At 62.5% G+C, this 24,944-nt stretch carries 26 protein-coding genes and 1 pseudogene; 17 read left to right on the top strand and 10 right to left on the bottom strand.

Features of this window, described 5'->3' with window-relative positions; genetic code table 11:
- Window positions 1-49 precede the first annotated feature (49 nt).
- Window positions 50-400 (top strand): hypothetical protein, encoded by a 351-nt coding sequence (locus A0257_05395; GenBank protein AMR26594.1) that lies wholly within the window; start codon window positions 50-52, stop codon window positions 398-400.
- Window positions 401-533: 133 nt separating this feature from the next.
- On the opposite strand, the gene A0257_05390 is transcribed toward A0257_05395, so the two are convergent.
- Window positions 534-1,925 carry a succinate-semialdehyde dehydrogenase gene (locus tag A0257_05390; GenBank protein ID AMR26593.1) on the bottom strand — a complete coding sequence of 464 codons (1,392 nt, stop codon included), beginning with the start codon at window positions 1,923-1,925 and terminating at the stop codon, window positions 534-536.
- 207 nt (window positions 1,926-2,132) lie between these two features.
- Between A0257_05390 and A0257_05385 the strand changes: the two genes are divergently transcribed.
- The 3 genes from A0257_05385 to A0257_05375 all read left to right on the top strand — a co-directional run bounded on the left by A0257_05385 (window position 2,133) and on the right by A0257_05375 (window position 4,254).
- Window positions 2,133-2,693, top strand: a complete 561-nt coding sequence (locus tag A0257_05385) for an RNA polymerase subunit sigma-70 (protein ID AMR26592.1) — start codon at window positions 2,133-2,135, stop codon at window positions 2,691-2,693.
- A gap of 13 nt (window positions 2,694-2,706) precedes the next feature.
- Window positions 2,707-3,585, top strand: coding sequence for a hypothetical protein (locus A0257_05380; GenBank protein AMR26591.1), 879 nt, complete (start codon window positions 2,707-2,709; stop codon window positions 3,583-3,585).
- A gap of 129 nt (window positions 3,586-3,714) precedes the next feature.
- Window positions 3,715-4,254, top strand: a complete 540-nt coding sequence (locus A0257_05375; protein AMR26590.1) for a hypothetical protein — start codon at window positions 3,715-3,717, stop codon at window positions 4,252-4,254.
- A 184-nt stretch (window positions 4,255-4,438) separates the two neighbouring features.
- Here the strand turns inward: A0257_05375 and A0257_05370 are convergent.
- Window positions 4,439-4,639, bottom strand: a pseudogene (locus tag A0257_05370) (exodeoxyribonuclease VII small subunit).
- A gap of 170 nt (window positions 4,640-4,809) precedes the next feature.
- Complete coding sequence (locus tag A0257_05365; protein ID AMR26589.1) at window positions 4,810-6,180, bottom strand: hypothetical protein; 1,371 nt, start codon at window positions 6,178-6,180, stop codon at window positions 4,810-4,812.
- Between the two features lie 258 nt (window positions 6,181-6,438).
- Between A0257_05365 and A0257_05360 the strand changes: the two genes are divergently transcribed.
- The 4 genes from A0257_05360 to A0257_05345 all read left to right on the top strand — a co-directional run bounded on the left by A0257_05360 (window position 6,439) and on the right by A0257_05345 (window position 12,460).
- Window positions 6,439-8,496: a peptidase M13 gene (locus A0257_05360; protein ID AMR26588.1), complete on the top strand. Its 2,058-nt coding sequence runs from the start codon at window positions 6,439-6,441 to the stop codon at window positions 8,494-8,496.
- Between the two features lie 258 nt (window positions 8,497-8,754).
- Window positions 8,755-10,806 carry a peptidase M13 gene (locus A0257_05355; GenBank protein ID AMR29633.1) on the top strand — a complete coding sequence of 684 codons (2,052 nt, stop codon included), beginning with the start codon at window positions 8,755-8,757 and terminating at the stop codon, window positions 10,804-10,806.
- Window positions 10,807-11,044: 238 nt separating this feature from the next.
- Window positions 11,045-11,614 (top strand): hypothetical protein, encoded by a 570-nt coding sequence (locus tag A0257_05350; GenBank protein AMR26587.1) that lies wholly within the window; start codon window positions 11,045-11,047, stop codon window positions 11,612-11,614.
- A 39-nt stretch (window positions 11,615-11,653) separates the two neighbouring features.
- On the top strand, window positions 11,654-12,460 hold the full coding sequence (locus A0257_05345) for a hypothetical protein (protein AMR26586.1): 807 nt from the start codon (window positions 11,654-11,656) through the stop codon (window positions 12,458-12,460).
- 15 nt (window positions 12,461-12,475) lie between these two features.
- Here the strand turns inward: A0257_05345 and A0257_05340 are convergent, their stop codons facing one another.
- A complete protein-coding gene (locus tag A0257_05340) occupies window positions 12,476-13,330 on the bottom strand; it encodes a modification methylase (GenBank protein ID AMR26585.1) in 855 nt (284 codons plus the stop codon).
- Window positions 13,331-13,361: 31 nt separating this feature from the next.
- On the opposite strand from A0257_05340, the gene A0257_05335 reads away from it, so the two are divergent.
- Complete coding sequence (locus A0257_05335; protein ID AMR26584.1) at window positions 13,362-13,664, top strand: hypothetical protein; 303 nt, start codon at window positions 13,362-13,364, stop codon at window positions 13,662-13,664.
- Between the two features lie 267 nt (window positions 13,665-13,931).
- Here the strand turns inward: A0257_05335 and A0257_05330 are convergent, their stop codons facing one another.
- Window positions 13,932-14,411, bottom strand: coding sequence for a hypothetical protein (locus A0257_05330; GenBank protein ID AMR26583.1), 480 nt, complete (start codon window positions 14,409-14,411; stop codon window positions 13,932-13,934).
- Between the two features lie 451 nt (window positions 14,412-14,862).
- Here A0257_05330 and A0257_05325 point away from each other — a divergent pair, with 451 nt between their 5' ends.
- Together A0257_05325 and A0257_05320 are read left to right on the top strand one after the other, a co-directional pair.
- Complete coding sequence (locus tag A0257_05325; GenBank protein AMR26582.1) at window positions 14,863-16,002, top strand: hypothetical protein; 1,140 nt, start codon at window positions 14,863-14,865, stop codon at window positions 16,000-16,002.
- A gap of 144 nt (window positions 16,003-16,146) precedes the next feature.
- The gene (locus tag A0257_05320) at window positions 16,147-16,872 is read left to right on the top strand and encodes a hypothetical protein (protein AMR26581.1); all 726 of its coding nucleotides are present in this window, start codon (window positions 16,147-16,149) and stop codon (window positions 16,870-16,872) included.
- A gap of 129 nt (window positions 16,873-17,001) precedes the next feature.
- On the opposite strand, the gene A0257_05315 is transcribed toward A0257_05320, so the two are convergent.
- Window positions 17,002-18,300: an amidohydrolase gene (locus tag A0257_05315; GenBank protein AMR26580.1), complete on the bottom strand. Its 1,299-nt coding sequence runs from the start codon at window positions 18,298-18,300 to the stop codon at window positions 17,002-17,004.
- Between the two features lie 212 nt (window positions 18,301-18,512).
- Between A0257_05315 and A0257_05310 the strand changes: the two genes are divergently transcribed.
- From A0257_05310 to A0257_05295, 4 genes are all read left to right on the top strand, one after another.
- On the top strand, window positions 18,513-19,379 hold the full coding sequence (locus A0257_05310) for a hypothetical protein (protein AMR26579.1): 867 nt from the start codon (window positions 18,513-18,515) through the stop codon (window positions 19,377-19,379).
- Window positions 19,380-19,445: 66 nt separating this feature from the next.
- Window positions 19,446-19,700 carry an acyl-CoA-binding protein gene (locus A0257_05305; protein ID AMR26578.1) on the top strand — a complete coding sequence of 85 codons (255 nt, stop codon included), beginning with the start codon at window positions 19,446-19,448 and terminating at the stop codon, window positions 19,698-19,700.
- Between the two features lie 92 nt (window positions 19,701-19,792).
- On the top strand, window positions 19,793-20,839 hold the full coding sequence (locus tag A0257_05300; protein ID AMR26577.1) for a hypothetical protein: 1,047 nt from the start codon (window positions 19,793-19,795) through the stop codon (window positions 20,837-20,839).
- 27 nt (window positions 20,840-20,866) lie between these two features.
- The gene (locus tag A0257_05295) at window positions 20,867-21,223 is read left to right on the top strand and encodes a hypothetical protein (GenBank protein AMR26576.1); all 357 of its coding nucleotides are present in this window, start codon (window positions 20,867-20,869) and stop codon (window positions 21,221-21,223) included.
- A gap of 86 nt (window positions 21,224-21,309) precedes the next feature.
- On the opposite strand, the gene A0257_05290 is transcribed toward A0257_05295, so the two are convergent.
- Both A0257_05290 and A0257_05285 read right to left on the bottom strand, forming a co-directional pair.
- Window positions 21,310-21,540, bottom strand: a complete 231-nt coding sequence (locus tag A0257_05290; protein AMR26575.1) for an iron-binding protein — start codon at window positions 21,538-21,540, stop codon at window positions 21,310-21,312.
- Between the two features lie 118 nt (window positions 21,541-21,658).
- Window positions 21,659-22,183: a GCN5 family acetyltransferase gene (locus A0257_05285; GenBank protein ID AMR26574.1), complete on the bottom strand. Its 525-nt coding sequence runs from the start codon at window positions 22,181-22,183 to the stop codon at window positions 21,659-21,661.
- 136 nt (window positions 22,184-22,319) lie between these two features.
- Between A0257_05285 and A0257_05280 the strand changes: the two genes are divergently transcribed.
- Window positions 22,320-22,814: a hypothetical protein gene (locus A0257_05280; GenBank protein ID AMR26573.1), complete on the top strand. Its 495-nt coding sequence runs from the start codon at window positions 22,320-22,322 to the stop codon at window positions 22,812-22,814.
- Window positions 22,815-23,052: 238 nt separating this feature from the next.
- Here A0257_05280 and A0257_05275 read toward each other — a convergent pair whose 3' ends face one another.
- Complete coding sequence (locus A0257_05275) at window positions 23,053-23,499, bottom strand: hypothetical protein (GenBank protein AMR26572.1); 447 nt, start codon at window positions 23,497-23,499, stop codon at window positions 23,053-23,055.
- A gap of 77 nt (window positions 23,500-23,576) precedes the next feature.
- Between A0257_05275 and A0257_05270 the strand changes: the two genes are divergently transcribed.
- A complete protein-coding gene (locus A0257_05270; GenBank protein AMR26571.1) occupies window positions 23,577-24,200 on the top strand; it encodes a deoxynucleoside kinase in 624 nt (207 codons plus the stop codon).
- Window positions 24,201-24,212: 12 nt separating this feature from the next.
- Here A0257_05270 and A0257_05265 read toward each other — a convergent pair whose 3' ends face one another.
- Complete coding sequence (locus tag A0257_05265; protein AMR26570.1) at window positions 24,213-24,887, bottom strand: hypothetical protein; 675 nt, start codon at window positions 24,885-24,887, stop codon at window positions 24,213-24,215.
- Between the last annotated feature and the right edge of the window lie 57 nt (window positions 24,888-24,944).

Genomic DNA, 24,944 nt, shown 5'->3' with positions numbered 1-24,944 from the left:
GGCGGCTGGTTTCAGCCGCTGATTCCCTACCCCCCCTTCTGCATTAAGTATGACCATAGAAGCCCGCCAGCCCGTCGTAGATGCCGATGACGAGCAACTGCGCCGCCTCATCCACGAGCACCTGAAGGTGTTCGCCAAGTTCACATCGGACAACTGCGCCGCGTGCGCCGCGCTGGCCCCGCCCTTCGCCAAGTTCGTGGACGCGCCCGACAACGCGGGCATCCTCTTCGTGCGCCTCGACTCGGACCAGAACCCGGTGGCCCAGCAACTGATGAAGGAGCGCGTCGCGCCCTTCTTCGTCAGCTACTGCCAGGGCCGCCTGCTGGAGTGCGACGCGCTGACGGAGGAAAGCGAGGTAGTGGCGCAATTGGCGCGGTTGCGGGCGTTTGAGTTGGGGTAGGGTGCGGGGGCAAGCCCCGCACCCTACCCCAGACGATGTGCTTCCTGCTTTCGCCCACCTCGTGGCTGGTGGGTCTGAATTTCGCCGTCCGTGACCCTGGCCGCCCTACCCCCCGCCGGCGCGGCGGTGCTGCTCACAGGCTCGGTTCGGACTGCGCGGCCCTGGCAATCCAAATCGACTTCTGATTCACGAACTCGCGAATGCCCAGATACGACAGCTCGCGGCCGTAGCCCGATTTTTTGACCCCGCCGAAGGGCAGCTCGGGCATCGACTTCACCAGGCCGTTGACGAACACGGCCCCGCAGTTCAGCTCGCGGGCCATTGCCTCGCCCTGGGCCGCGTCGCGCGTCCAAACGGCCGCGCCCAAGCCAAAGGGCGAGTCGTTGGCCAGCCGCACGGCGTGGGCCGCGTCGCGGGCGGTGAGCACCAGCGCCACCGGCCCAAAAAACTCTTCCGTGTAAGCGCGCTGGCCCTTTTTGACATTGGTGAGAATAATCGGGTCAAACCGCGTGCTGCCGGGCCGGGGCTGCCCGCCGGCCAGTGCCACCCGCGCGCCGCGCGCCACCGAGTCGGCCACCTGCCGGCTCAGCTCATCGGCCAGGTCGGGGCGGGCCAGCGGGCCATAGTCGGTGGTGTCGGCGAGCGGGTCGCCGTAGCGCAGCTGCGCCAGGTGGCCTTTTAGCAGCCGCACGAACTCGGGCTGCACCGATTTTTCCACGATAAAGCGCTTGGCCGCGATGCAGCTCTGGCCGGCATTTAGCATGCGGGCCTGGGCGGCGGTGCGGGCGGCCAGCGGCAGGTCGGCGCTGGCCAGCACGATAAACGCGTCGGAGCCGCCCAGCTCCAGCACCGTTTTCTTGATGGCGCGGCCCGCGGCGGTGCCCACGGCCACGCCCGCCCGCTCCGAGCCCGTGAGCGTCACGGCCCGCACCCGGTCGTCGGCAATCAGCGGCGCTACCAGCTCCGCTTCGATGAGCAGCGTGCGGAACGCAGCAGGGGGTAGGCCGGCATCGTGAAAAATATTTTCCAGCGCCAGCGCGCACTGCGGCACGTTGGCCGCGTGCTTGAGCAGGCCCACGTTGCCGGCCATGAGAGCGGGCGCGGCAAAGCGCACCACCTGCCACAGCGGGAAATTCCAGGGCATCACGGCCAGCACCACGCCCAGCGGCGCGTGGCTGATAAAGCTGCGGCCGGCATCGGTTGGCACCACTTCATCGGCCAAAAAGCCTTCGGCGTGGGTGGCATAGTAGTCGCAGCAAGTGGCGCACTTCTGGGCTTCGGCGCGGCCGTCGCGCAGGGGTTTGCCCATTTCCACGGCCATGAGGTAGGCTAGCTCGTCCTGGCGCTCGCGCAGCAGCGCGGCGGTGCGGCGCAGCACGGCCGCCCGCTCAGCAAACGAAGTGGCGCGCCAGGCGGCCGCCGCGCCGTGGGCCTGGGCCAAAATGCGCTCGGTCCTGGCCCAGGAAAAAGCCGGGAAGCGCCGCAGCCGCTGGCCGGTGTAGGGGTTCACTGATTCGATAGCCATGAGAAAGGGGGGTAGGAAAAACGCGACGCGGCCGGCTGCTTCTTAAAACTGCCCCGCGGTCCGGTGGGTTACAGTCCGTACCCTTACCGGCAATTTGTGCGTATTGCGGAAGCAGTATGCGCCATACCCTAAATGTGGGCTACATTCGCCGCTAATAGTCGTTCGTTTCGGTTAGTTCGGTTGGTGTATTCCTCTGCTTTTTCACTCGTGTCCGACTTATCTCTCATATCAACCCCAACTGCCGCCGAAGCGGCACTGGTCGGGCGCCTGCGCGACCGTGACCAGTCGGCCATGACCGAGTTCTACGACCGCTACTCGGCGGCGCTCTACGGCGTCATCAACCGCATCGTCAAAGATGAGGAAGAGGCCGAGGACGTGCTGCAGGAAGCGCTGGTCAAAATCTGGCACTCGATGGCCAGCTACGACACTACCCGCGGACGGCTTTTTACCTGGGTAGTGAATATCAGCCGAAATTTAGCAATTGATAAAATCCGCTCGCGACAGCACCGCGTAAGTTCTCGCACCCAGGGCCTCGACGATAGTCTGGCCGCTCAGCGCCAGGCTGCCCCGGATAGTTTTCGCCCTGAGCACGTTGGCTTGCAGGAAATAACCCGCAAGCTTGTGCCCGAACAGCGCCAGATTATCGACCTGCTCTATTTCGGTGGCTTCACGCAGAGTGAGGCGGCCGAAGAACTAAATCTGCCGCTGGGCACGGTGAAAACCCGCGCCCGCACCGCTCTGAAAGTGCTAGCCAAACTTATTCGCTAAAATAGTTACGTCAGTGGAAGATTTTCAAACTTATATCGAATCAGGTCGCCTGGAGCAATATGCGCTGGGCGAACTAAACCCGGCCGACCAGGCCGAGGTAGAAGCGTGGGCGGCGCGCTCCCCCGAGGTTCGCCAGGAGCTAGATGAGTTGATAAACGGCCTTGCCGTGTATGCCGAAGCCCACTCCGTAGCCCCGCCGGCCGGGGCGCGCGAACGAGTTCTGGGCCGCGTGCTGGCCCAAATCAGCGTGGAGGAGGCTCCAGTAGCTGCTACCCCCGCGCCGTTCGCGGCCCCGCCTGTCATGCGCGTGTCGGCCTCCAACCCGCCCCCCGCCGAAACCTACGCCCCGGCCCCCGTGGCGCAGCGTAGCAGCGGCTGGGCCATTGCCGCCTCCGTGGCGCTGCTCCTGAGTCTGGCCGGTAACGCGCTGTTGTACAGCCGCTGGCAGAACGCGAATTCTGAATTGGTAGCCGCTCAAAACAACCAGGCGCGCTTTGCCCAGACCTCGCAGGTAGTGGAGCACCGCCTCCAGAATACCCAGAGCCAGCTCCAGGTATTCCGGTCGCCGCAGTTCAAAACGGTGGCCCTGGCGGGCACGCCGGCCCACCCCCAGGCCCACGCCCGCGTGCTGTTCAACCGCGTCAATCACCGCGTGTACCTCGACGTGCAGGAGCTACCCCCGCTGCCCGCCGGCAAGCAATACCAACTCTGGGCTCTGGATAAGGGCAAGCCTATTGATGCGGGCTTGCTTGCCGCCACCACCGCCGCCGGCGGCGACCTCCAGCAGATGAAGGACATCGCCAGCGCCCAGACCTTCGCCATGACCGTGGAGCCCACCGGCGGCAGCGCCGGGCCTACCCTCACCACCATGACGGTTAGTGGTAATATTTAGCGTGTTATGAAAACCACTTAAAAAGGCGTCCGCTTCCCGAAGCGGACGCCTTTTTTGGCTTTGGTCAGGTCACTCAACCTTTCGGCGGGCCGTGCGTTGTACCCAGGCAGACAGCACTTTTCTCCTTCTATGCACGGCACCATTTTTACTCTACTCAAGCGCTACGTTCAGACGCAATACGACCACAGCACCTGGTTGAAATTGGTAGAGGCGGCGGGCATCGATTCGGGCGATTTCAGTCACCGCGAGGTCTATCCCGATGCGCATATGTACGCTTTAATTGGTCAGGCCGCCGAAAAGACGGGTATTCCGGCTGGTGAGTTGCACGAAAAATTCGGCGAATACCTTGTGCCCGACCTCATGTATATGTACCAGAAATACGTGGACCCCGACTGGCGCACCCTCGAAATGCTGGAAAATACCGAGCACACTATGCACGACCAGGTGCGCCGGGAGCACCCCGAAAACGCGCCGCCCGTGCTCCAGGTAACGCGCCTGAATGATAGTGAGTTATTAATTAACTATGTGTCGCCGCGCCGCATGGGCGGCCTGGCCGTCGGCATCGTGCGGGGCCTGGCTATTTATTACGACGAGGCCGACCGCATCGACGTGATGCCTACTACCAGCGAAGATGGCGAGCGCGTGCAAATTCACGTGCGCCGAAATTGAGAAATGGGTACTAATTAATTCTGAACGTCATGCTTCCTTTGTCAGCATGACGTTTTTTTAGCACCTATTAATCCTTCTAAAATAAGCGCGGAGAAACGGGCCGTCCCGGTCCACCGGACTGATACTCATCGGCGTCATCTTCGTCTTCTTCATCTGGCGCATCCTCTTCTGGTTCAGCGTCTTCTGGTTCCTCTGCTTCTTCCTCGTCGAGCGAGTCAAATACGCGGTCGAGCGACGTTTCGGCGTGGCGCAATTTGTGGCGGCACAGGCGAATTAATTCTGCCGAGCGCTCGGCGCGGGCCGTGAGGTCGTCCACATCAACCTGGTCGGTTTCGAGGCTGCGTAAAATGGTTTCTAATTCCTGAATGGCTTCGTTGTACGTCACGGGGGTAGGGGTAGGGAAATTAAGAATGGAGTTGATAAATAAGCTGTTCGGGAATTATCAGCACGTCATTCCGAGCTTGCCGAGGAATCTCGCTCGCATCGCTGAACGACGCCCAAACGATGCGAGCGAGATTCCTCGGCAAGCTCGGAATGACGTTCCGATAATTCTTTCTACTTCCCGGACTGCCTCAATAATTTATTTTCTTGTCGCAAAATATTCACCTCATAATTCACGGTTTTTAATTCACGATTTTTAAGTATCAGCTCGAATTTCCAGCGCGTGGTGAGCTGCTGGCGCAGCAACTGCTCGCGGCGGCGCTGGTGGTGGCGCGCAAAGCGCTGAAGCACCGTGCGCAAGCGGCGGCGCAGGCGCTGGGCCTCGTGGGCCACAGCCTGGCGGGCGGCGCGGGGCAGGGTGTAGCGAAAGCTTTCGAGGTGCTGGCCGAGCTGGCGCAGGTGCTGGCGCGGGGCCTGGGTGGCTTGGCGGCCGCGCTGGCCCAGCTGGTCGGTGGCGCGGCGCAGCTGCTGGCGGGCGGCCTCGCGCGAGTGGTCGGCGAGGCGCTGCACCTGGGCGTGGTGCCGGGCCAGGTGCTGGCGGCTGCGCTCGGCCACGCGCTCGGCCAGGTCGAGCAGCAGGCCTTCGAGCCGGGCCAGGCGCTCGACCAGAAACGCCGCCACCGCCGTGGGCGTTTTGAGGGCCTTGTGCGCCACCAGGTCCACCACCGCCTCGTCGCGCTCGTGGCCGATGCCGGTGAGCACGGGCAGCGGAAACGCCGCCACCGCCGCCGCCAGGCCGTATTCATCAAAGGCCAGCAAATCCGTTTTGGCCCCGCCGCCGCGAATAATAATGACCACCTCAAACTGCCCCCGGCGCGGCCGAATGGCATCGAGCGCCGCCCGGATGCTGACCGGCGCGCCCTCGCCCTGCATGAGCGCCGGAAACAGCGTGAGGGCGAAGTCATAGGGCGCTTCTTCGAGCTGGCGCACGAAATCCTGGAAGCCCGCCGCGGTGGGCGAGGAGATGACCGCCAGGCGCTGCGGGGCGAGGGGTAGGGCCAGCTCCTGCTGGCGCTCCAGCAGGTCTTTCTCCTGCAAGCGGCGCAGCGTGGCCAGGCGCTGGCGGGCCAGCTCGCCCACGGTGTAGCTGGGGTCGAGGGCCAGCACGTCGAGCGAAAAGCCGTATTGCTCGTGAAACGTCACCTTCACGCGCAGCAGCAGGCGCAGGCCGGGCCGCAGCTCCTGGCCGGTGGCCTCGGCAAAGGCGGGCGCCAGTTGAGCATAGCGGCTGCCCCAGAGCGTGGCCCGCGCCTGCGCCGTGAAGCCCAGGGCCTCGGACCCGGCCGCCGGCTCGGTGAGGCTGAGGTAGCAGTGGCCGCCGGCCTGGCGTGGGCGCGTCATTTCGGCCACCTCGGCCACTACCCAGTAGCTATCGGGGAAGCGGTGGTGCAGGGCGGCGCGCACCTGCGCCAGGAGCGCGCCCAGGCTGAGCGGGGCGGCCGGCTCGGTGGGGGTAGGGGCGGCGCGGCGGGGGTAGAGCGGCATGGGAGGGGGTAGGAAACAATCAGGTAAGACCGTATGTCATTGCGAGCAAAGCGAAGCAATCGCACCCACACGACACCCGAACGACGACGTTCTGGTGCGATTGCTTCGCTTTGCTCGCAATGACAAACGATTTTGGATGAGCTCTAAGCGCTTCACTTCAGAATGCAAAAGTACCTTGCCGACGTGCCAAAATTGGCGGGCGTCCCTAACTTGCCGGCGCTAACTCCCATCCCCTAACTCATCCACTCTCCCTTTCTCATGTCTAAAATCTCTCGTTACCAGCGGGGCGCGGCGCTGGCCGTGGCGGCGCTGGGCCTGGCCGCCGGCCCGCCGGCCCTGGCGCAAACCACCGCCCAATCGGGTGTCGGCATCAACCCGGCCAACATCGACAAGTCGGTGCAGCCCTGCGCCGATTTCTTCCAGTATGCCAATGGCACCTGGCTCAAAAACAACCCCGTGCCGGCCGCCGAAAGCCGCTGGGGCAGCTTCAATGAGCTGGCCGACCGCAACTACGCCACCCAGAAGTCTATTCTGGAGGAGCTGGCCGGCAAGGCCGCCACGGCCCAGCCGGGCTCTAACATCCAGAAAGTGGGTGACTTCTACGCCGCCGCGATGGACACGATGGCCATCGAAAAGGCCGGCCTGACTTACCTCAAGCCCTCCCTCGACCGCATCGCGGGCCTCAAGACGCTGGCCCAGATGCAGGCTTTCCTGGGCGACCCGCACGCCCACGCCGGTAGCGTGTGGTTTAATTCGGGGGTAGGGCAGGATGAAAAAATCAGCACCCAGTACGCGGTGCAGTTTTATCAAGGCGGCCTCACGCTGCCCGACCGCGATTACTACCTGAAAGAGGACGCGCGCTCCAAGAACATCCGGGCCGCTTATCAGACCTATCTGATGGGCACCTTCACGCGCCTCGGCGACACCGAGGCCCAGGCCAACGAGCACGCCGCCGCCGTGATGGACCTCGAAACCAAGCTCGCCAAGGCTAGCAAGAGCCGCGTGGACCTGCGCGACCCGCAAGCCAACTACCACAAGATGACCGTGGCTCAGGCCACCAAAGAGTTTCCGAACCTGAATGTGCCGCTGCTGCTCAAGGAGAGCGGCCTCGGCACGGCCAAGGAGGTTATCGTGGGCCAGCCCGAGTTTTTGCAGGAAGTGAGCAAGCTGCTGGCCAGCACGCCGCTGGCCACGCAGCGCGAGTATCTGCGCTTTCATTTGGTGAATAGCGTAGCCTCGGCTTTGCCCAAAGCCTATGGCGACGCGGCTTTCAAATTCTCGCAGGTGCTGAGCGGGGCCAAGCTCCAGCAGCCCCGCTGGAAGCGCGAGCTGCGCGCCACCGACGGCGCGCTGGGCGAGGCGTTTGGTCAGCTCTACGTGGACAAAGCGTTCAGCCCCACTGCCAAGGCCAAGGCCAAGGAAATGATTGAGAACCTGCGCAAAGCCTACGGCGAGCGCATTATGGCCACCGACTGGATGAGCGCCGCCACCAAGAAAGAGGCGCTGGTGAAGCTTAATGCTTTCACCGTGAAAATCGGCTACCCCGATAAGTGGAAGGATTATTCCAAACTGAAAATCACCCGCCAGAGCGCGCTGCAAAACGTGCTGGCCGCCCGCACCTGGGCCGCCGAGGACAACCTGGGCAAGTTTGGCAAGCCGATTGACCGCACCGAGTGGGGCATGACGCCGCCCACGGTGAACGCCTACTACAACCCGCCGATGAACGAAATCGTGTTCCCGGCCGGCATTTTGCAGCCGCCCTTCTACGACCCCAAGGCCGATGACGCGGTGAACTACGGTGGCATTGGCGCGGTAATCGGCCACGAAATGACCCACGGCTTCGATGACCAGGGCCGGCAGTACGACGCCAAGGGCAACCTGCGCGACTGGTGGACCAAGGAAGACGGCGAGAAATTCAACACCAAGGCCGCGATGGTGGGCAAGCAATATGATGCCTTTTCGCCCCTCGACTCGGTGCACGTGAACGGCAAGCTGACGATGGGCGAAAACCTGGCCGACATCGGCGGGCTGACCATCGCCTACCAAGCGTTCCAGAAAACGGCCGAAGCCAAAAGCGGCACCAGCCTGGACGGCTTTACGCCCGACCAGCGCTTCTTCCTGGCCTGGGCCCAGATTTGGCGCACCAACATTCGCCCCGAAGCGGCCCGCCAGCAGGTGCAGACCGACCCGCACTCGCCGGCGCAGTTCCGCACCAACGGTCCGCTCATGAACATGCCGGAGTTCTACAAAGCCTTCGGCTGCTCGCCCACCGACAAGATGGAGCGGCCGACGGCCGAGCAAGCCCGCATTTGGTAGGGGGGGTAGGGATAACCCACGTTGCTTAGAAAGCCCGCTCCGGCCCGGAGTGGGCTTTCTTATGTTCGTTGTGTAGGGTGCGGGGCTTGCCCCCGCCCGGCGTTGAACGATATGGGCCGTCTCGTTCAACGCCGGGCGGGGGCAAGCCCCGCACCCTACTTCGCACTTGATGCAACCAGGCGGCGGCGGTTTCATCTATTACCCTTACTTTCGCTTTTCTTCTTTTTCTCCTAACCAATCTTTTTCATGTCCACCACCATTACCTTCTCCCGGTTGGCGCTGGCGACGCTGGGCCTCGGCGGCCTGGCTGCTACCACCGCCTTTGGGCCGCCGGCCAAGCGCCCTACCCCCCCGCAGCAAGGCGTCGGCATCAGCCTCGCCAATATTGACCAGTCGGTGTCGCCGTGCGAGGATTTTTACCATTATGCCAACGGCAACTGGATAAAAAACAACCCCGTGCCGGCCGCCGAAACCCGCTGGGGTGCTTTCAATGAGCTGCAGGACCGCAACGTTGCCGTGGAAAAAGGCATCCTGGTGAAGGCCGCCGCCGACCGCTCGGCCAAGGCCGGCACCAACGAGCAGAAGGTGGGCGATTTCTACGCCGCCGCGATGGACACGACGGCCATCGAGGCCGCCGGCCTCAAGTATTTGCAGCCGCGCCTCGATAAGATTAATAACCTCAAAAACCTGGGCGAGATTCAGCAGTACATGGCCGACCGCAAGTCGTACGGCACGGGCTGGTACAGCTTTGGCGTGCGCCAGGATAGCAAAAACAGCACCCAGTATGCCGTGAGCATGGGCCAGGGCGGCCTCGGCCTCGGCGACCGCGACTACTACCTCAAGGAAGATGGCCGCTCGAAGACCATCCGGGCCGCCTACAAGACCTACATGACCAGCGTGTTCGGGCTGCTGGGCGACGCGCCGAGCTTGGCCGCCACCAACGCCGACGCCGTGCTGGCCCTCGAAACCAAGATGGCCCAGGCCAGTCGGGGCCGCGTGGACCTGCGCGACCGCATCAAGAACTACAACAAGATGACCGTGGCCCAGGCCACCAAAGACTACCCCAGCCTGGACATTCCGCTGGTGCTGAAGGACAGCGGCCTGAGCGGTGCCCAGGACATCATCGTGGGCCAGCCCGAGTACCTGGCCGCCGCCAGCAACCTGATGGCCAACACGCCCATCGCCGACCAGCGCCAGTATTTCCGCTGGCACCTGGTGGAGGGCGTGACCTCGGCTCTGCCCAAAGCCTACGGCGACGCCAGCTTCCGCTTTCAGCAGGTGCTGACGGGGGCCAAGCAGCAGCAGCCCCGCTGGAAGCGCGCCCTGCGCGCCACCGATGGCGCGCTGGGCGAGGCTTTCGGCCAGCTCTACGTGGACAAGGCCTTCTCGCCCGCCGCCAAGGCCAAGGCCAAAGAGATGGTCGAAAACCTGCGTCGCGCCTACGGCGAGCGCATTATGGCCACCGACTGGATGAGCGCCGACACCAAGAAGGAAGCCATTCAGAAGCTCAATGCCTTCGCGGTGAAAATCGGCTACCCCGATAAGTGGAAGGACTACTCGAAGCTGAAAATCACGCGCCAGAGTGCCCTGCAAAACCTGTTTGCCACCTCCGAGTGGCGCACCGAGGACAACCTCCAGAAATTCGGCAAGCCGATTGACCGCGGCGAGTGGGGCATGACGCCGCCCACGGTGAACGCCTACTACAATTCGAGCATGAATGAAATCGTGTTCCCGGCCGGCATTTTGCAGCCGCCCTTCTACGACCCCAAGGCCGATGACGCGGTGAACTACGGCGGCATCGGCGCCGTGATTGGCCACGAAATGACCCACGGCTTCGATGACCAGGGCCGCCGCTCCGACGCCAAGGGCAACCTGCGCGACTGGTGGACCAAGGAGGACAACGACAAGTTCAACGCCAAGGCCGACATGGTGGGCAAGCAATATGACGCTTTCTCGCCCCTCGACTCGGTGCACGTGAACGGCAAGCTGACGATGGGCGAAAACCTGGCCGACATCGGCGGCCTGACCATCGCCTACCAGGCGTTCCAGAAAACGGCTGAGGCCAAGGCAGGCAAGAAAATTGACGGCTTCACGCCCAACCAGCGCTTCTTCCTAGGCTTTGCCCAAATCTGGCGCGCTAACCAACGCCCCGAGGCCATGCGCCAGCAAATCCAGACCGACCCGCACTCGCCCGGCCAGTACCGCACCAACGGCCCGCTCATGAACATGCCCGAGTTCTACGAAGCCTTTGGCTGCAAGGAGGGCAACAAGATGGTGCGCGCCACGGCCGACCGGTCGCGCATTTGGTAAGGTCTTTGCAACTGCCTTAACCGACGAAAAGCCTGGCCCTGCGGCCAGGCTTTTTTTGTGGGGTTGCCCCCTGGCGTTCACCCCACGAGACCCCTAGGGGGCGGCCCCCTAGGGGTCTCGTGGGGTGCGCCGTTGAACGACCCGCCTCGGCTCCCCCTCTCCCGAAGGGGGTAGGGGCCAGGGGGGCCGGGGGGTGGGGTCACGCGGAGGGCTTTATCTTCCCCCCAAATCCCCCACCATGCCCCTTTCCCTCTCCGAATTAAAAGACCGCGCCATTCGCTTTGCCCAGGAATGGCAGGATGCCGGCGATGAGCGCGCCGATGCCCAATCGTTCTGGATTGACTTTTTCCACGTCTTCGACGTGAAGCGCCGCCGGGTCGCCTCCTTTGAGGTGCCCATTAAGAAGGCCGATGGCAAGCAGAGCTTTATCGACCTTTTGTGGAAGGGCACGCTGCTGGTGGAGCACAAAAGCCGGGGTAGGAGCCTCAACCGCGCCGGGCAGCAGGCCCGCGACTACTTCCCCGGCCTCAAAGACCACGAGCTGCCCAAGTATATTCTGGTCTCCGACTTCGCCCGGTTTCGGCTTTATGACCTCGATGAGGGCACCGAGCACGAATTCGGGCTGGCGCAGTTGCATGAGCACCTGCACTTGTTCGCCTTTCTCACGGGTTACCAGAAGCGCGCGTACCGCCCCGAAGACCCCGCCAACACCCAGGCCGCCGAGCTGATGGGCGAGCTGCACGATGCCCTGCTCCACGGCGGCTACCACGGCCACAAGCTGGAAGTGCTGCTCGTGGCAGGTGAATAAGTAGCTTTGGTATAACGTAGCAACTCTGATAGCTGAGCAATGGAACCTGAAAGCACTTCAAATTCAATAACCAGACGGATTGAACGCATTATTACCTATCTGCCTGAATTGCGCGAAGGGCAATTAATTTGGGTGGAGCGTATTGTTTTGCAATTTCGCCGGCCAAAGGAATTTTGGGTCAATCCTATGAGTGGATTGATAACAGAATGCTTTCTGCAAGACTTTGGTGATGCCTTGCGCTTGCACCATTGCTTTTCGGATGATGCTTTTGCGAAGGATAAATTTGAGTATACCGCAGTGCGCGTGTGGCAACAGTGTGGTGTAGTGGCCGCAATGGCTCCACGCGGCAATCCTGGGCATGATATCAGTGTAGCGGGCGAGCGAATATCTTTGAAAACGCAAGCTGACCGAAACCTGCGACTAACTGAAATCCGCCTGCACAAATTCATGGAGCTAGGCAAAGGAAACTGGACGGATAAACCAGCGGATTTAATGCTTCTGCGTGACCAGTTCATGCGCCATTTAACTGGCTACGACCGAATCTTGGTTTTGCGTAATACTAGTAACCCCGCTCCTGCTTCACCTTATTGGTGCTACGAGCTGGTAGAAATTCCTGTGGCATTATTTGAGCAAGCGGCGCAAGGAGAGTTAGAGATGATGACTGACAGTAAGCAAATGCCAAAACCAGGTTACTGCCGGGTTACCACGCCCGATGGTCAATTAGCGTTTCGGCTCTATTTTGATGGGGGAACCGAGCGTAAATTACAGGTGCATAAAATTCGCAAGGAATTATGCTTTGTGCACGCCGAGTGGAGGTTTATTATCAAGGAGTTAGACGAGGCGTAGGCTGTCGGCCAGCCTTTACAAATGCAGCGCCGGTTGGCGCACCTTGTTCAGGCGTTTGTTTGCAATGGCCGCGTACTCGGGGTTAAGCTCAATGCCAGTGCAGTTGCGTTGTAGGCGCAAGCTGGTTTCGCCTACCGTGCCAGAGCCAAAGAAGGGGTCAAGTACTTGTCCGCCTACCGGGCTGCCCGCTTGAATACACGGAGCGACCAAGCTAGGCGGAAAAACGGCGAAGTGCGCTTCCTTATAGGGTTCTGTGTTTACAGACCACACGCTACGCTTATTGCGCTTTGTAGTATTATCATTCGTGGCCTCCTGAACAGCCAGGTAGTCGTAATAATACTTTTCTGATTTGGTAAAAAGAAAAATGTATTCGTGCGCTTGGGTAGGGCGGTCCTTCACCGACTCTGGTTGACAATTCGGTTTATGCCAGATAATATCTGAGCGTAAATACCAGCCATCAGCTTGTAAGGCAAATGCAATGCGCCAAGGCACGCCAATCAGGTCTTTCGGTTTCAAACCATCGGGAGTAGGGGGGCGATAAGACATCCCACGCGCGGGATTCTTCTTATCTGTATCGCGCCAGGTGCGGTTGCCGCTGGTATAGGAATCACCAATATTCAGCCAGAGCGTTCCATCTGGGCGTAGGACGCGCCGGACCTCCCGAAATACGTTTACAAGGTTCTCAATGTAGGTTGCAAGCTCCATTTCGGCCCCTATCTGGTCGGCTATGCCGTAGTCGCGCAGGCCCCAGTAGGGAGGGCTGGTCACACAGGTATTAAATGAATCAGCTGGCAAGCTGCTCATTACCGTCCGGGCATCGCCAAGTATAATATCGCAGGTACTGGTTTGGTCTTCTTGGTAAGAGAGCATAAAAATGATTTTTTAGCAAGTTAACGCCTGAATGCTGCCTACCCCCAAGCAAACGGCCAACGTGGAAGCGGCGGCGCAGGCGGTGCTGGCGGCCCGCGCCGAGTTCGGCACCGAGAGCCTGGCCACCCTCTACGACCCGCTCACGATGCCCCCGGCGCTGGTGCGCGCCCACGCCGCCCTCGACCGCGCCGTGGATGCCTGCTGCCGCCCCGCCGCCTTCCCCACCGAGCTGAGCCGGCTAGAGTTTCTGTTCCAGGCCTACCGGCAGCTGCAAGCCCCCCTGCTCCCTACCCCCCCCGCCAAGCCCCAGCGCGCCCCGCGCCGCCCCGCGTAGGGGCTTTTGGAGCCCGCGTGGGTCTAAAAGGTGCCACTTAGGCCCTAAAAAGTACCGCCGAGCCCGCAAAAGCACCCCGCGCCGGACTAAAAGCACCTAGCCCGGCTCCAAAAGGTGCTGGCGAGGCTCTAACAAGTAGCAGCGCGGCCCCAAAAGGTGCCCGCCGCGCCCAAAAAGCACCCACCGAGGGTCTAAAAAGTAAGTGAGGGGTAGTAAAAAGTAGGTCCGACCCACTTTTTACTACCCCCCACCTGCTTGTTGGGAAGCTTACGCCTTGGTTTTGGCGGCGGCGGCCTTGGTGGGCCGGCCGGGGAAGCGCTGGCTCAGGTCGTCGTAGGCGGCCTGCGCGCCGGGCTGCTTGTTTTTGGCCATAAACTTGATGTTGTTGTAGATGGTGAGCGAGTTGGCGTAGGCCTCGCCGCCGGCCACCATCACGGTGCTGTCGGTGTCGGTGGCGAGCTGCTCGAACTGCTGGCGCAGGGGCGTGAGGGTGTTCACGCCGGCCACGTCCTGCTGCAATTCGGCCAGGTCCACGAAGGCCGGCACGAAGGCGGGGGTAGTGGTGGCGTAGTCGCTGGTTTTTTGCACGAAGGCCACCGTTTTGTCGGCCATGCGCAGCATGGTGCGGCGCTCGTCGGGGGTGAGGGAGATGAGGTAGGGCGCGAGCGCGGCCTTAATGGCGTCGAGGTGCTGCTGCACGTCGGTGAGCACTTTGGCCGGAATGTTTTGGTGAAACTCGTTGGGCATTTAACCAGAAAAAAATAGGCGGCAGCGTTGCCGCGCCTAAATATAGGGTAAAGAGCCGAATGAGGATCAGGTGAAGCCGGGCCGGCGGGCCTACCCCCCCGAAAAAGCCCGGCCTCCTGGGTAGGAAGCCGGGCTTGGTAACCGCTACAGCCAGAAGCTTTACGAAGCTTCGAAACGAACTATCGGGGGGAGGGCGGGCGCTAGCCCGTGTCGGGGGGGTAGGAAATCATACGTGGGGGGAGTGGGTGGGAAAGATACCCTGTGTACGCAAACTGCCGGGCCGGGGGTTGGGCCGGAATAGTATAAGATTGGGGCATTTCGGGAAGTTGCGCTGGGCCGGGCCGGCCGCTGGGCCGCGCGGGCGGTCCGGCCGGTGGAAATATGCCCGCCCGGCCCGACCTTCGGGGCCGCCGGCCGTGCCCGAGGGGGGTAGGGCCGGCGCTTATTGCGTATGAAAAAACTAGTACTGAGCCTGGGGCTAGCGGCGTTGCTGCTGGGCCCAGCCGCCCCCGCCGCGCGCGCCTGGGGCTTTTTGGGGCACCGCGTTATCACGCAGGTGGCCGTTTATGAATTGCCGGCCGGCATGCAGGCTTTCTATTTTCGGCACATGGCCGAGCTGGTGCGCCTGAGCACCGCCCCCGACGAGCGCCGCAACCAGGACCCCACCGAAGGCCCCAAGCACTTCATCGACCTGGACCACTACTCGGAGGATAATCCCTTTGCCAAGGTGCCGCGCAACTACGACGAGGCGGTAAGTAAATTTTCGGCCGACACGCTCAAAAAGTACGGCACCGTGCCGTGGGTGGTCATCGAAACCAAGAACAAGCTGGCCGCCGCCTTCAGCGCGCTCGACACGGTGGCCATCATCAAGTATTCGGCCGAGCTGAGCCACTACACCGCCGATGCGTTCGTGCCGCTGCACACCACCGTCAACTACGACGGCCAGCTCTCGGGCCAGACCGGCCTGCACGCCCTCTGGGAGAGCCAGCTGCCCGAGCGTTTTCTGAAAGACTACAAGCTTAATGGCGAGGAAGGCAAGGTGCTGAAAGACCCGCTGGCCAGCATCTGGGGCGTTCTTCAGAATAGCTACGGCTTCCTCACGGAGACGTATGACCTCGAAAGCAAGGTGAGCAAGGGCTTCACGCCCCAGACCAAGTACACGTTTTCGCACCGCTTTGGCAAAACCCAGCGCCGCTATTCCGACGCCTTCGCCGATGCTTATGAGAAGGAGGTGGGCGGCCAGGTGGCCTTCCGCCTCAAGGGCGCTTCGCCGATGGTGGCCTCCATGTGGCTCACGGCCTGGCAGGAGGGCGGCCGCCCCGACCTCAGCAAGCTCATGGCCCCGCCCAAGCTCAGCAAGGACGAAAAGGAGCACCTGACCACCCAGCTCAAGGCCTGGAAAGACAACACCCTGGCCAGTGAGCAGCTGCTCATAGCCCAGCAAAAGCAGCAAAAGGTCATCGCCCCCGACGAGATAAAGGCCACCGACGGCGAGGCCGCCCCGCCGCCCCCGCCCGAGCCCATCGCGCCCGCCGCCCCTACCCCCGCTGCCCCCGCCGGGGTGAAGGTCAAAATAAAAGTGAAGAAGTAGGGCTTAATGCGGTGGCGGGGCGGGCTGCCGGCTTTTTCAGCCGGCTGTCCGCTCGTCGGGCGCGCCGTTCGTTCTAGTAGAGAGCGGACAGCCGGCCGAAAAAGCCGGCAGCCCGCCCCGCCACCGCATCAGTCATTAAACCTTATGCGTTACCTCCTGCCCCTGGCGTTCCTCGCCGCCTGCGGCCCGGCCGACCAGCCCGCCGCCACCGCGCCCCCGCCGCCGCCCAAGCCGCCCGGCCCCGACATCGCGGCCCTCACCGACAGCACCGCGCCGGCCGCGCTGCTGGCCTACGGCCGCCAATATCCCGGCTCGGAGGTGCTGGTGCGGACGCGCCTGGGCAACATCCGGGTGCGGCTGTTTGATGATACGCCCCTGCACAAGGCCAATTTTTTGCTGCTGGCCCGCCGCGGCGTGTTCGACGAAACGGTGTTTAATCGCGTGGTGAAGGGCTTTGCCGTGCAGGGTGGCCAAACCACGGGGCCGCGCACCATTCGCCTGCGCCGCTACCGCCTACCCCCCGAAATGCGGCCCAATCACTTCCACGTGAAAGGCGCGCTGGGCATGGCCCGCTACGACGACGACCAGAACCCCGGCCATTTGTCGTCAAACACCGATTTTTACTTCGTGGTGGGCGAAAAGCTGACGCCCTACCAGAGCCGCGCCGCCGCCGGCCGGCCCCTCACCCCGGCCCAGGTGCGGGCCTACGCCACCCAGGGCGGCGTGCCCTCGCTCGATGGCAAATACACGGTTTTTGGCGAGGTAATCGAAGGGCTGGATGTGGTGGATAAAATCTCCCAGGTGAAAGTGGACCCCCAGGACAAGTGGCCGGTGGAGGAGGTGGGGATGAAAGTGGAGGTGGTGAAGTAGCGTTCAATGGGGCGGGCTGCCGGCTTTTTCAGCCGGCTGTCCGCTCTCTGCTAGAACGAACGGCGCGCCCGACGAGCGGACAGCCGGCCGAAAAAGCCGGCAGCCCGCCCCGTTACTGGAAAGTTCGCGCTACTGACCCACGTACACCTGGCCTTCTTTCATCACGAATTTCGGCCGGGTCAGCGTCGAAATATCCTTCAGCGGGTCGCCCTCCACGGCCACCACGTCAGCATACTTCCCAACTTCGAGCGCGCCCAGATTCTGGGGGTCGCCGACCAGCTCGGCGGCGTTGACGGTGGCGGCGCGAATGGCGTCGATGGGTGCCATGCCGGCCTCGGTCATGTAACCGAATTCCAGCGCGTTCTGACCGTGGCGGTACACGCCCGCGTCGGTGCCGAAGGCCACGCGCACATGCTGCTTGATGGCCCGCCCGAAGGTGGCCTGAATTTGCGAACCGATGTTGAGCGCCTTGGCGGCGATAACGGGCGGGAAGTAGTCGGGGTGCCGCCGCGTGGTGTCGGCTACCGACTTGCCGGCGATGATGGTGGGCACGTACCAGGTGCGGTTTTTGACCATCAGCTGGATGGCTTCGGCGTCCATGAGCGAGCTGTGCTCGATGCTCGTGACGCCGGCCCGAATAGCCCGCTTGATGCCCTCCGCGCCGTGGGCGTGGCAGGCCACGGGCAGGCCCAGGTCGCGGGCCGTGCTCACGATGGCCCGGATTTCTTCTTCCGAATACTGCGCGCCGCTGCCGTCCTTGCTCAGGTCGAGCACGCCGCCGGTGCTGGCGATTTTGATGAGGTCCACGCCGCGCCGGAACTGCTCGCGCACGGCTTGGCGGCACTGGTCGGGGCCGTTGGCTACCCCCTCGGCGGTGCCGGGGTTCAGCTTTTCAATCATAAAGTCGCTAAGCCCGTCGGTGTCGTCCATGTGCCCGCCGGTGCTCGAAATGGCCGTGCCCGCCGTGTAGATGCGCGGCCCCGGCACCAGCCCCTGCGCCACGGCCTTGCGCAGCGCGATGTTGACGCCCGAGCCCCCGCAGTCGCGCACCGTGGTGAAGCCGGCGCGCAGGGTGACGAGGGCGTTGACCTCGGCGCGGTAGGCCACGTCGGCCGGGTTGAGGGTGAAGCGCTCGCGGAAGGAGTTGCGGCTGGGCGTGGCTTCGAGGTGCACGTGGCAGTCGATGAAGCCGGGCATTACCGTTTTATCTTCCAGGTTAATAACCTGGTCCTGCGGCCCGGCGGCGGCGGTGTAGCCGCTCTGCACGGCCGTGATGCGGCCCTTTTCCACCACAATAGTTTGCTGGCTGAGCGTGCGGCCGCCGCGCACGTCGAGCAGGTGGCCGCAGTGCAGCAGCGTTTTTTGGGCGAAAGCCGCCGGGCCGGTGAGGCTCAGCGCGGCAAGGAGTAGCAGCGGACGGGTAGGCATGGGAGTTGAGAGTTGAGAGTTAAGAGTTAAAAGGTAGGGTTGAATTTTCAACTCTGGGACTTACGCAAATCGTTTGTCATTGCGAGCGAAGCGCGGCAATCGCCCCAGAACGATTGGCGCACGACTCGTTTGGGTGCGATTGCTTCGCTTTGCTCGCAATGACAAACGATTTGCGTAAGTCCTAAACTCTCAACTCTTAACTCTTAACTCCCATGCCTACTCCCGCTACACTACTCCGCCGTTTCGACCGCTGGGCTGGCCCCGCGCTGGCCGTGCTGGGCCTGGGCCTGCTGCTGCTCGAAACCCGCCGCCCGCTGCGCCGCCGCACCCGCCCGCGCCCCGAGCGCTGGCCGCGCAACGTGCTGCTGGCCGCGCCCGCGCTGCCCGCCATGCGCCTCACGCTGCTGCCGGCAATGGTCCATTTCGCGCCCGCGCTGGCCCCGCGCCGCCTACCCCTCGCCCGCCTGCCCGAGCCGCTGCGCACCGCCGCCGAAGTGCTGCTGCTCGATTACCTGGCCTACACCTGGCACCGGCTGCTGCACGCGCCGCTGCTGTGGCGTCTGCACCGCGTGCACCACGCCGACCTCGACATGGACCTGACCACCGCTTGGCGCTTTCACTTTGGCGAGATGCTGGCCAGCATCCCATACCGGGCGGCGCTGCCAGCGCTGCTGGGCGTGCGCCCGGCCACGGTGCTGAGCTACGAGGCCGTGTTTGAGGCCTGCACGGCGTTTCAGCACAGCAACTGGCGGCTGCCGCTGGCCGTGGAAGCGCCCCTGGCGCGCCTGCTCATCACGCCCCGCGCCCACGGCATTCACCACTCGCAGGTGCGGCGCGAAACGGACAGCAACTTCGGCGTAGTGCTCAGTATATGGGACTATTTACACCGCACGCTACGCCTGAATGTGCCGCAGGCCGAGGTAACTATCGGCGTGCCCGCCTACCCTGACCCGGCGGCCCAGACCGTGCCCCGGCTGCTGGCGTTGCCCCTGGCCCCGCGGCTGCCCTGGGCCCGCCCCGATGGCTCGGTGCCCACGCGGCCCGCGCCGCCTACCCCCCTCACTACGCTGGCTGGGTAATGGGTAATGAGAAGTAATGACGTTCTTTACCCACTACCCACTACCCATTACCCATTACCCAATCCCATGACTACCCAACAAGATTTTGAGGCTGCGGCCCAGCAGGCCCAGCAGCTCCCGGCCAAGCCCGCCAACACGGTGCTGCTTCAGCTTTATGCGCTTTATAAGCAGGGCACCGAGGGCGACGTTACCGCCCCGCGCCCCGGTGGGTTCGACTTCAAGGCCATCGCCAAACACGATGCCTGGCATCAGCTCGCCGGCCTCAGCAAAGACGCCGCCCGCCAGCAATACGTGGAGCTGGTGACCGAGCTGGCGGGATAGGCCAATGGGTGAATGGGTGAGTGAGCGAATGAGTGAATGCCCGCCGAAATCAGTTACCCATTCGCTCACTCACCCAGTCACCCGTTGCCAACATGGATATCTCCCGCAAAAAGCCGAGCTACCCCCTCACGCCGGCGCTGCGCCAGTACCTGCGCGACTACGACCGCGCGACACCGCTACCGGTGAGCTACGCCGATTTGCTGCGCTTCAGCAACTCATTTCCGCTGCTCGACCGGGCGGGGAAGGACACGCTGTGGCAAACGGTTTTTTACGAGCCGCACGACCTGCTGGCGCTCAGCCAGGGCCTGGTGCAGGTGTACGCGCTGCTCAAAACGGCCGGCGACCTGTCGTTTGCCGATGACCTGCTGGCCGACCGCATTGACTACTGCCGCTTCGGCAACTCGCACCCGTTTCGGGTGCGCATCCTCAATCAGCTCAACGACAACTACGACTACTTCTACGTGAAGCAGGCCGATGCCTCACGCCTCTACGGCCTGGAGCTGGAGCATTTGCTGTCGCCCAACTCGATGAACTACCTCGTCGATACCGGCAATACGCTCATTGAGGAACACATTGCCGGCATTCCGGGCGATGATTTTATCAGGCTGCGGCTCAACCAGCCGCACCTCAACCAGGTGCGCATCGCTAAGGAGTTTGTCAAGTTCAACGAGCGCTGCTTTGCCCGGCTGCTGGGCGATATGCGGGCCTACAACTACGTTATTGATGTGACGCCCGACTTTGAAGACGAGCAATATCGGGTGCGCGCCATCGACTTCGACCAGCAGAGCTACGAGGGCCGCCGGGCCATGTACGTGCCCCAGTCGTTCCAGGACAACTACGCCGTGGTGGCGCTGTGCGCCCGCCTGCTCAAGCCCTCTACGCTGCGCCAGTACCAGGCCGAGGAGCGCACCCTCATGGCCCGCCGCGCCCGCGCCGAGCGCCACCGCCTCAAGGCTTTGTTAGACGTGATGCGCCGCCAGGAGCTGGCCCCGCCCGACAAAGTAGATGAGCTCAAAGCCGCCCTCAACCGCTACCACCGCACCCAAAAGTTCGACCACTGCGACTCGATGGGCGACGTGGTGCGCCTAAACCTCTGGCTGATGCTGGGACCCAAAACCTTGGGTAATATTGCGGCCTAGCTCACGCCAGCCCTACCCCCCGTTCTCATGGTCACCGTTCACCAACACGACGCCGACATTGTTTTCACCGTTGAGGGCTGGCATAAGCTCTGGTCGTTTCGCAGCGAGCTGCGCATTCCGCGCGTGCACATCAAAGGTGTGCGCTACGACCCGGCCGCCGCCGCGCACCTGGCGGGCATTCGGGCCGCGGGCACCTACGTGCCGGGGCTGATAACGGCCGGCACGTTCTTCCTCGACAACATACCCGACCACAAGCCCACGTTTTTCGACGTGCAGCACCGCGACCACACGCTGGTCGTGGACCTCGAAGCCGAAGAATTCAACCGCCTCATTATCGAGGTCGAAGACCCGGCGGCGGTTATCAGGCTGCTGGGGCAGGGGTAGGAAATTCCCATCAGCTAAATAAAAAAGAACGTCAGGCCGCGCACCGCGCAGCCTGACGTGCCATCGTGAGTGGCAGGAGCCCGCCGCTACACCACTGGCTTGGGCGCGGGCAGGTCAAACGCCGTGGCGTCGTGCTCAAAATGGCCCTTGTGCGACCCGTCGCAGAAGGGCTTTTGCTTGCTTAACCCGCAGCGGCAAATGCTGATGCGCTCGCGCCCGCCGAGGCCGTAGGCATTGCCCTGGGCATCAATGAGCTGAATGTCTTTGCCTTCTACGCGCAGCGAGCCGTTGGAAAGAACCGTTAGTTTGGTGGCCATTTTGGGGAATTATGAATGAGAAATTAGAAATTATGAATTGTTACTGGAGTTGCGGATGAAAGAAAAAGAGACTATGAAAACGAGTTGACTTGCCCACTGCCGAAACAGCCGAATCAATTCATAATTCTTTCCGCAGCACGTAGTCGTTCATCCAGTACGGGCCAATGGCAATATCTTCCTCGCGGTGCTGGGCGAAGCCCTGGCGCTCGTAGAAAGCCAGCGCCGGGTTGTGGCGGTTCACGTTCAGCTCCAGGGCTTTGCCGCCGGCTTCGCGCACGGCACCCACCACGGCTTGCACCAGGTTCTGGCCCAGGCCCTGGCCCTGGTGCGAGGGCAGGACGTAGATTTTATTGAGGTGATACACGCCCTCCGGCTTCTCCGAAAACGACGCGAAGCCGCTGGGCTGCCCCTCCACGTAGGCCAGCAAAAACTGGTGGTGCTGGTCGCGCATCTGGCGTTGCAGCGAGGCCGGCGTGTAGATGACGCGGTACATGTAGTCAATCTGCTCCTTCGAGATAATGAAGCGGTAGGTGGGTTCCCAGGTGGCTTCGGCCAGCTCGATGATGGTAGGAATATCCTGCTCGGTGGCAGGCTGAATGTGCAGGGGCGTGGCCGGAATGGCCGGGGTAGCGCGAGTGGGCATAACGAACGGGTGAGGGGGCGAAGGTCGGCCAAAAAACCGACTTCTACGCCGGGTAGGCATACGCAACGCTGCCCCGGCACGTTAGGTTGGCCCGGAGTTAGCCAAGCGTTTAGTGCCAGATTCCGTATTAAAGCCCATGAATAAGCTTCTTTTTTACCTGCGCCCCACCACTTTTACGCTGCTGGCTGCCGCGCTGCCGCTGCTGGCCACGGCTCAAAACGCACGCCAAGACAGCCTTTTGCGCCGGGGCGACCTGGCCGGTGGCCGCCCCGCGGCCCCGGCCCCGCGCCCCGCCGCGCCTACCCCCCGCTTCGTAGCTAACGCCGACCCCGGCCTGACCAAATTCATGCACGAGAGCGTGGATGTGAACCAGCTGTCGGCCCCGCAATTGTTGGATATATACAGCCGCTTTCTGGATGCTACCCGCGACCAGCGCCGCAGCTGGGACGGCAAGGAATGGGACGAGGCTAGCGCCACGCTCACCCGCCTCAACGCCCGCTACGAAGCCGTGCGCCTCGACCTGCCGCTCGACGACCGCCTCACGGTGCGCAGCTACCAGGGCGAATTCCGCACTCTGCAAGGCGCGCGCCGCGTCAAAGACCGCATCGACGAAAGCAAGGGCAACCGCTAAGTAGTCAGTCAAAAGCAATGGAGTAAAAAGAACGTCATTCCGAGCTTGCCGAGAAATCTCGCTTGGGTTATTCGGGCCTCGTTCCACGACGCACGCGAGATTCCTCGGCAAGCTCGGAATGACGTGCTTTTTATGCCTGTTTGCTTTTGCACGAGTACTTGGTAGCGCGAACTTTCCAGTTCGCGCTGCTTTCACCGCCCCCTACTATTCAATGCCTTGTGCAGCAATAGCTAAAGGCTTAATGGTGCGTGAGCCACTGCCAGGCCGGCCCCACGTGGCGAAACGGCCGGGCCCGGAGCTGTTGCTGCACAGCGGCCATAAATTCGGGGTTGCCGGGGTAGCTGGTGAGGCGGCTGGCGGGGTCGCGCGAGAGCACGTGGGCCACCGCGCGCAGGCCTTTGTAGGTGGCCGCTGGCAGCCATTCGTAGTGCAGCCAGGGTAGGGCCTCGCTCCACTCGCCCGATACCAGGCTGTGGTCGCTGAGCACCCGCTGAGGCAGGTCGCGGCCCTCAAACAGGCGCATGCCAGCCTTGATGCCGCGCACCAGGCTATCGGCCGTGAGGTGGCCGTGCCAGCGCACGTGCAGCAGGTCGAGGTGCGGGTAAAAGTCGTAATCGGCCAGCAGCGCCCCGTGTTGGTCAGGCAGGCTCAGCAGCTGGGTATTGTCAGTAGGCAGGGATATCATAGCTAGAAGCAGGGGTAGGAGAGAGTAGTAGCTTACCTTTGGCGTCCGCATTTCGTCCGCCAACTGTTTTTTAGTGTATGCACATTGCTATCGTCGGCAATATCGGAGCCGGCAAAACGACGCTGGCTCACAAGCTGGCCCAGCATTTTCGTTGGGAAGTATTTTTAGAAGAAGTTGATGATAATCCGTATCTCAAAGACTTCTACGCGGATATGCCCCGGTGGGCGTTCCATTTGCAGGTATATTTTTTGAACGCCCGCTTTCGTCAAACGCAGCACATCAAGACCTTAGTGCAGCAGGGCAAAAGCGTTGTTCAGGACCGCACCATCTACGAAGACGCCCACATCTTCGCGGCCAATCTGCACCAGTCGGGCTTGCTGGCCGAGCGCGACTACACTAATTACTACGCCCTCTTCGAGAGCCTCATCAGCCTGGTGAACCCACCCGACCTGCTGCTCTACCTGCGCGCCGACCTGCCCAAGCTCATCGGGCAGATTGAAAAACGGGGCCGCGAATACGAAAATTCCATCAGCATTGAGTACCTGAAAAACCTTAACGAACACTACGACCAGTGGATTGCCGGCTACAAATACGGTAAGCTGCTCATCGTGGATGTCAACGAGCTGGACTATGTGAAGCGCCCCGAGGACCTGGGTACTATTATCGAGCGCATTGAGGGCAAGCTGTTCGGGTTGTTTTAATCGGCGGGCCCGCTACTCGGTAAGGAGGGCTTGGTTGAGGTATGCTACCCACGGCCGGGCGGCCACCATTCCCGCCACCAGGCGGTCAATAAAATCCGGGGCAACCACTTCTTCATCCGAAAAAAGGCGGACCATGCCAAAGCTTTTGAGCTTGAGATAGGCCAGGTCGGGGTCGTCGGCAGCGTAGCCGCGCGGTGGTCGGCTAAGCTGCTCTACACTCCTGTCCAGGCCGGCAGGGAAGTGCTGGAGCAGGTGCGTATCTGTAATAATGCGGTGAAAGTCAGCACTATCATACTGAATCTCCTGCCTGATGGCGGCCAGCTCGGCGGGGATAGGGCGGAAGCGTCCGGCCCGCAGCCACGAGCCGCCGCCCGGCATCAGGGCCACGGAGTAGCCGGCGCGTAGCGCGTGGCGCCCGCCCGGCACCAGCCCCGCGCCCAAGCGGCCCTTGTAGGGCTCGGGGTCGCGCTGGCTGCGGTCATTTTTATGCAGTCGGAACATGGCCTGCGCCGGCGTGAGGCCCGCCAGCTCGGGCAGGGCGGGCGTGGCCCGGCGCAGCACATCAGCCACGAGGCTGACGAAGTTGTCGCGGGCACGCAGGTAGTCAGCGCGATGCTCTTGCATCCAAACCGTGTTGTTATTCGCCGCCAGGCGGCGCAAAAAATCCAGAACAAAGGCTATTTCCATAGCTCCTCCTAAACGGCGCGCCGGGCCGGAGGTTGGCCAAAATGGGAGGGGTAGGGC

This window comes from Hymenobacter psoromatis, from assembly GCA_001596155.1.
Classification (GTDB): domain Bacteria; phylum Bacteroidota; class Bacteroidia; order Cytophagales; family Hymenobacteraceae; genus Hymenobacter.
Note: the sequence above shows the minus strand (reverse complement) of the source record. Positions and strands in the feature narration are given on the sequence as shown.

What these genes read in the sequence shown, in the direction of transcription:
- A0257_05345 (AMR26586.1), top strand. Translation starts at nt 11,654, where the DNA reads ATGGAACCTGAAAGCACTTCAAATTCAATAACCAGACGGATTGAACGC.
- A0257_05325 (AMR26582.1), top strand. Translation starts at nt 14,863, where the DNA reads ATGAAAAAACTAGTACTGAGCCTGGGGCTAGCGGCGTTGCTGCTGGGC.
- A0257_05265 (AMR26570.1), bottom strand. Translation starts at nt 24,887, where the DNA reads ATGGAAATAGCCTTTGTTCTGGATTTTTTGCGCCGCCTGGCGGCGAAT.
- A0257_05365 (AMR26589.1), bottom strand. Translation starts at nt 6,180, where the DNA reads ATGCCGCTCTACCCCCGCCGCGCCGCCCCTACCCCCACCGAGCCGGCC.
- A0257_05300 (AMR26577.1), top strand. Translation starts at nt 19,793, where the DNA reads ATGGATATCTCCCGCAAAAAGCCGAGCTACCCCCTCACGCCGGCGCTG.
- A0257_05270 (AMR26571.1), top strand. Translation starts at nt 23,577, where the DNA reads ATGCACATTGCTATCGTCGGCAATATCGGAGCCGGCAAAACGACGCTG.
- A0257_05310 (AMR26579.1), top strand. Translation starts at nt 18,513, where the DNA reads ATGCCTACTCCCGCTACACTACTCCGCCGTTTCGACCGCTGGGCTGGC.
- A0257_05360 (AMR26588.1), top strand. Translation starts at nt 6,439, where the DNA reads ATGTCTAAAATCTCTCGTTACCAGCGGGGCGCGGCGCTGGCCGTGGCG.
- A0257_05350 (AMR26587.1), top strand. Translation starts at nt 11,045, where the DNA reads ATGCCCCTTTCCCTCTCCGAATTAAAAGACCGCGCCATTCGCTTTGCC.
- A0257_05315 (AMR26580.1), bottom strand. Translation starts at nt 18,300, where the DNA reads ATGCCTACCCGTCCGCTGCTACTCCTTGCCGCGCTGAGCCTCACCGGC.
- A0257_05275 (AMR26572.1), bottom strand. Translation starts at nt 23,499, where the DNA reads ATGATATCCCTGCCTACTGACAATACCCAGCTGCTGAGCCTGCCTGAC.
- A0257_05305 (AMR26578.1), top strand. Translation starts at nt 19,446, where the DNA reads ATGACTACCCAACAAGATTTTGAGGCTGCGGCCCAGCAGGCCCAGCAG.
- A0257_05285 (AMR26574.1), bottom strand. Translation starts at nt 22,183, where the DNA reads ATGCCCACTCGCGCTACCCCGGCCATTCCGGCCACGCCCCTGCACATT.
- A0257_05295 (AMR26576.1), top strand. Translation starts at nt 20,867, where the DNA reads ATGGTCACCGTTCACCAACACGACGCCGACATTGTTTTCACCGTTGAG.
- A0257_05375 (AMR26590.1), top strand. Translation starts at nt 3,715, where the DNA reads ATGCACGGCACCATTTTTACTCTACTCAAGCGCTACGTTCAGACGCAA.
- A0257_05395 (AMR26594.1), top strand. Translation starts at nt 50, where the DNA reads ATGACCATAGAAGCCCGCCAGCCCGTCGTAGATGCCGATGACGAGCAA.
- A0257_05290 (AMR26575.1), bottom strand. Translation starts at nt 21,540, where the DNA reads ATGGCCACCAAACTAACGGTTCTTTCCAACGGCTCGCTGCGCGTAGAA.
- A0257_05335 (AMR26584.1), top strand. Translation starts at nt 13,362, where the DNA reads ATGCTGCCTACCCCCAAGCAAACGGCCAACGTGGAAGCGGCGGCGCAG.
- A0257_05390 (AMR26593.1), bottom strand. Translation starts at nt 1,925, where the DNA reads ATGGCTATCGAATCAGTGAACCCCTACACCGGCCAGCGGCTGCGGCGC.
- A0257_05330 (AMR26583.1), bottom strand. Translation starts at nt 14,411, where the DNA reads ATGCCCAACGAGTTTCACCAAAACATTCCGGCCAAAGTGCTCACCGAC.
- A0257_05280 (AMR26573.1), top strand. Translation starts at nt 22,320, where the DNA reads ATGAATAAGCTTCTTTTTTACCTGCGCCCCACCACTTTTACGCTGCTG.
- A0257_05340 (AMR26585.1), bottom strand. Translation starts at nt 13,330, where the DNA reads ATGCTCTCTTACCAAGAAGACCAAACCAGTACCTGCGATATTATACTT.
- A0257_05320 (AMR26581.1), top strand. Translation starts at nt 16,147, where the DNA reads ATGCGTTACCTCCTGCCCCTGGCGTTCCTCGCCGCCTGCGGCCCGGCC.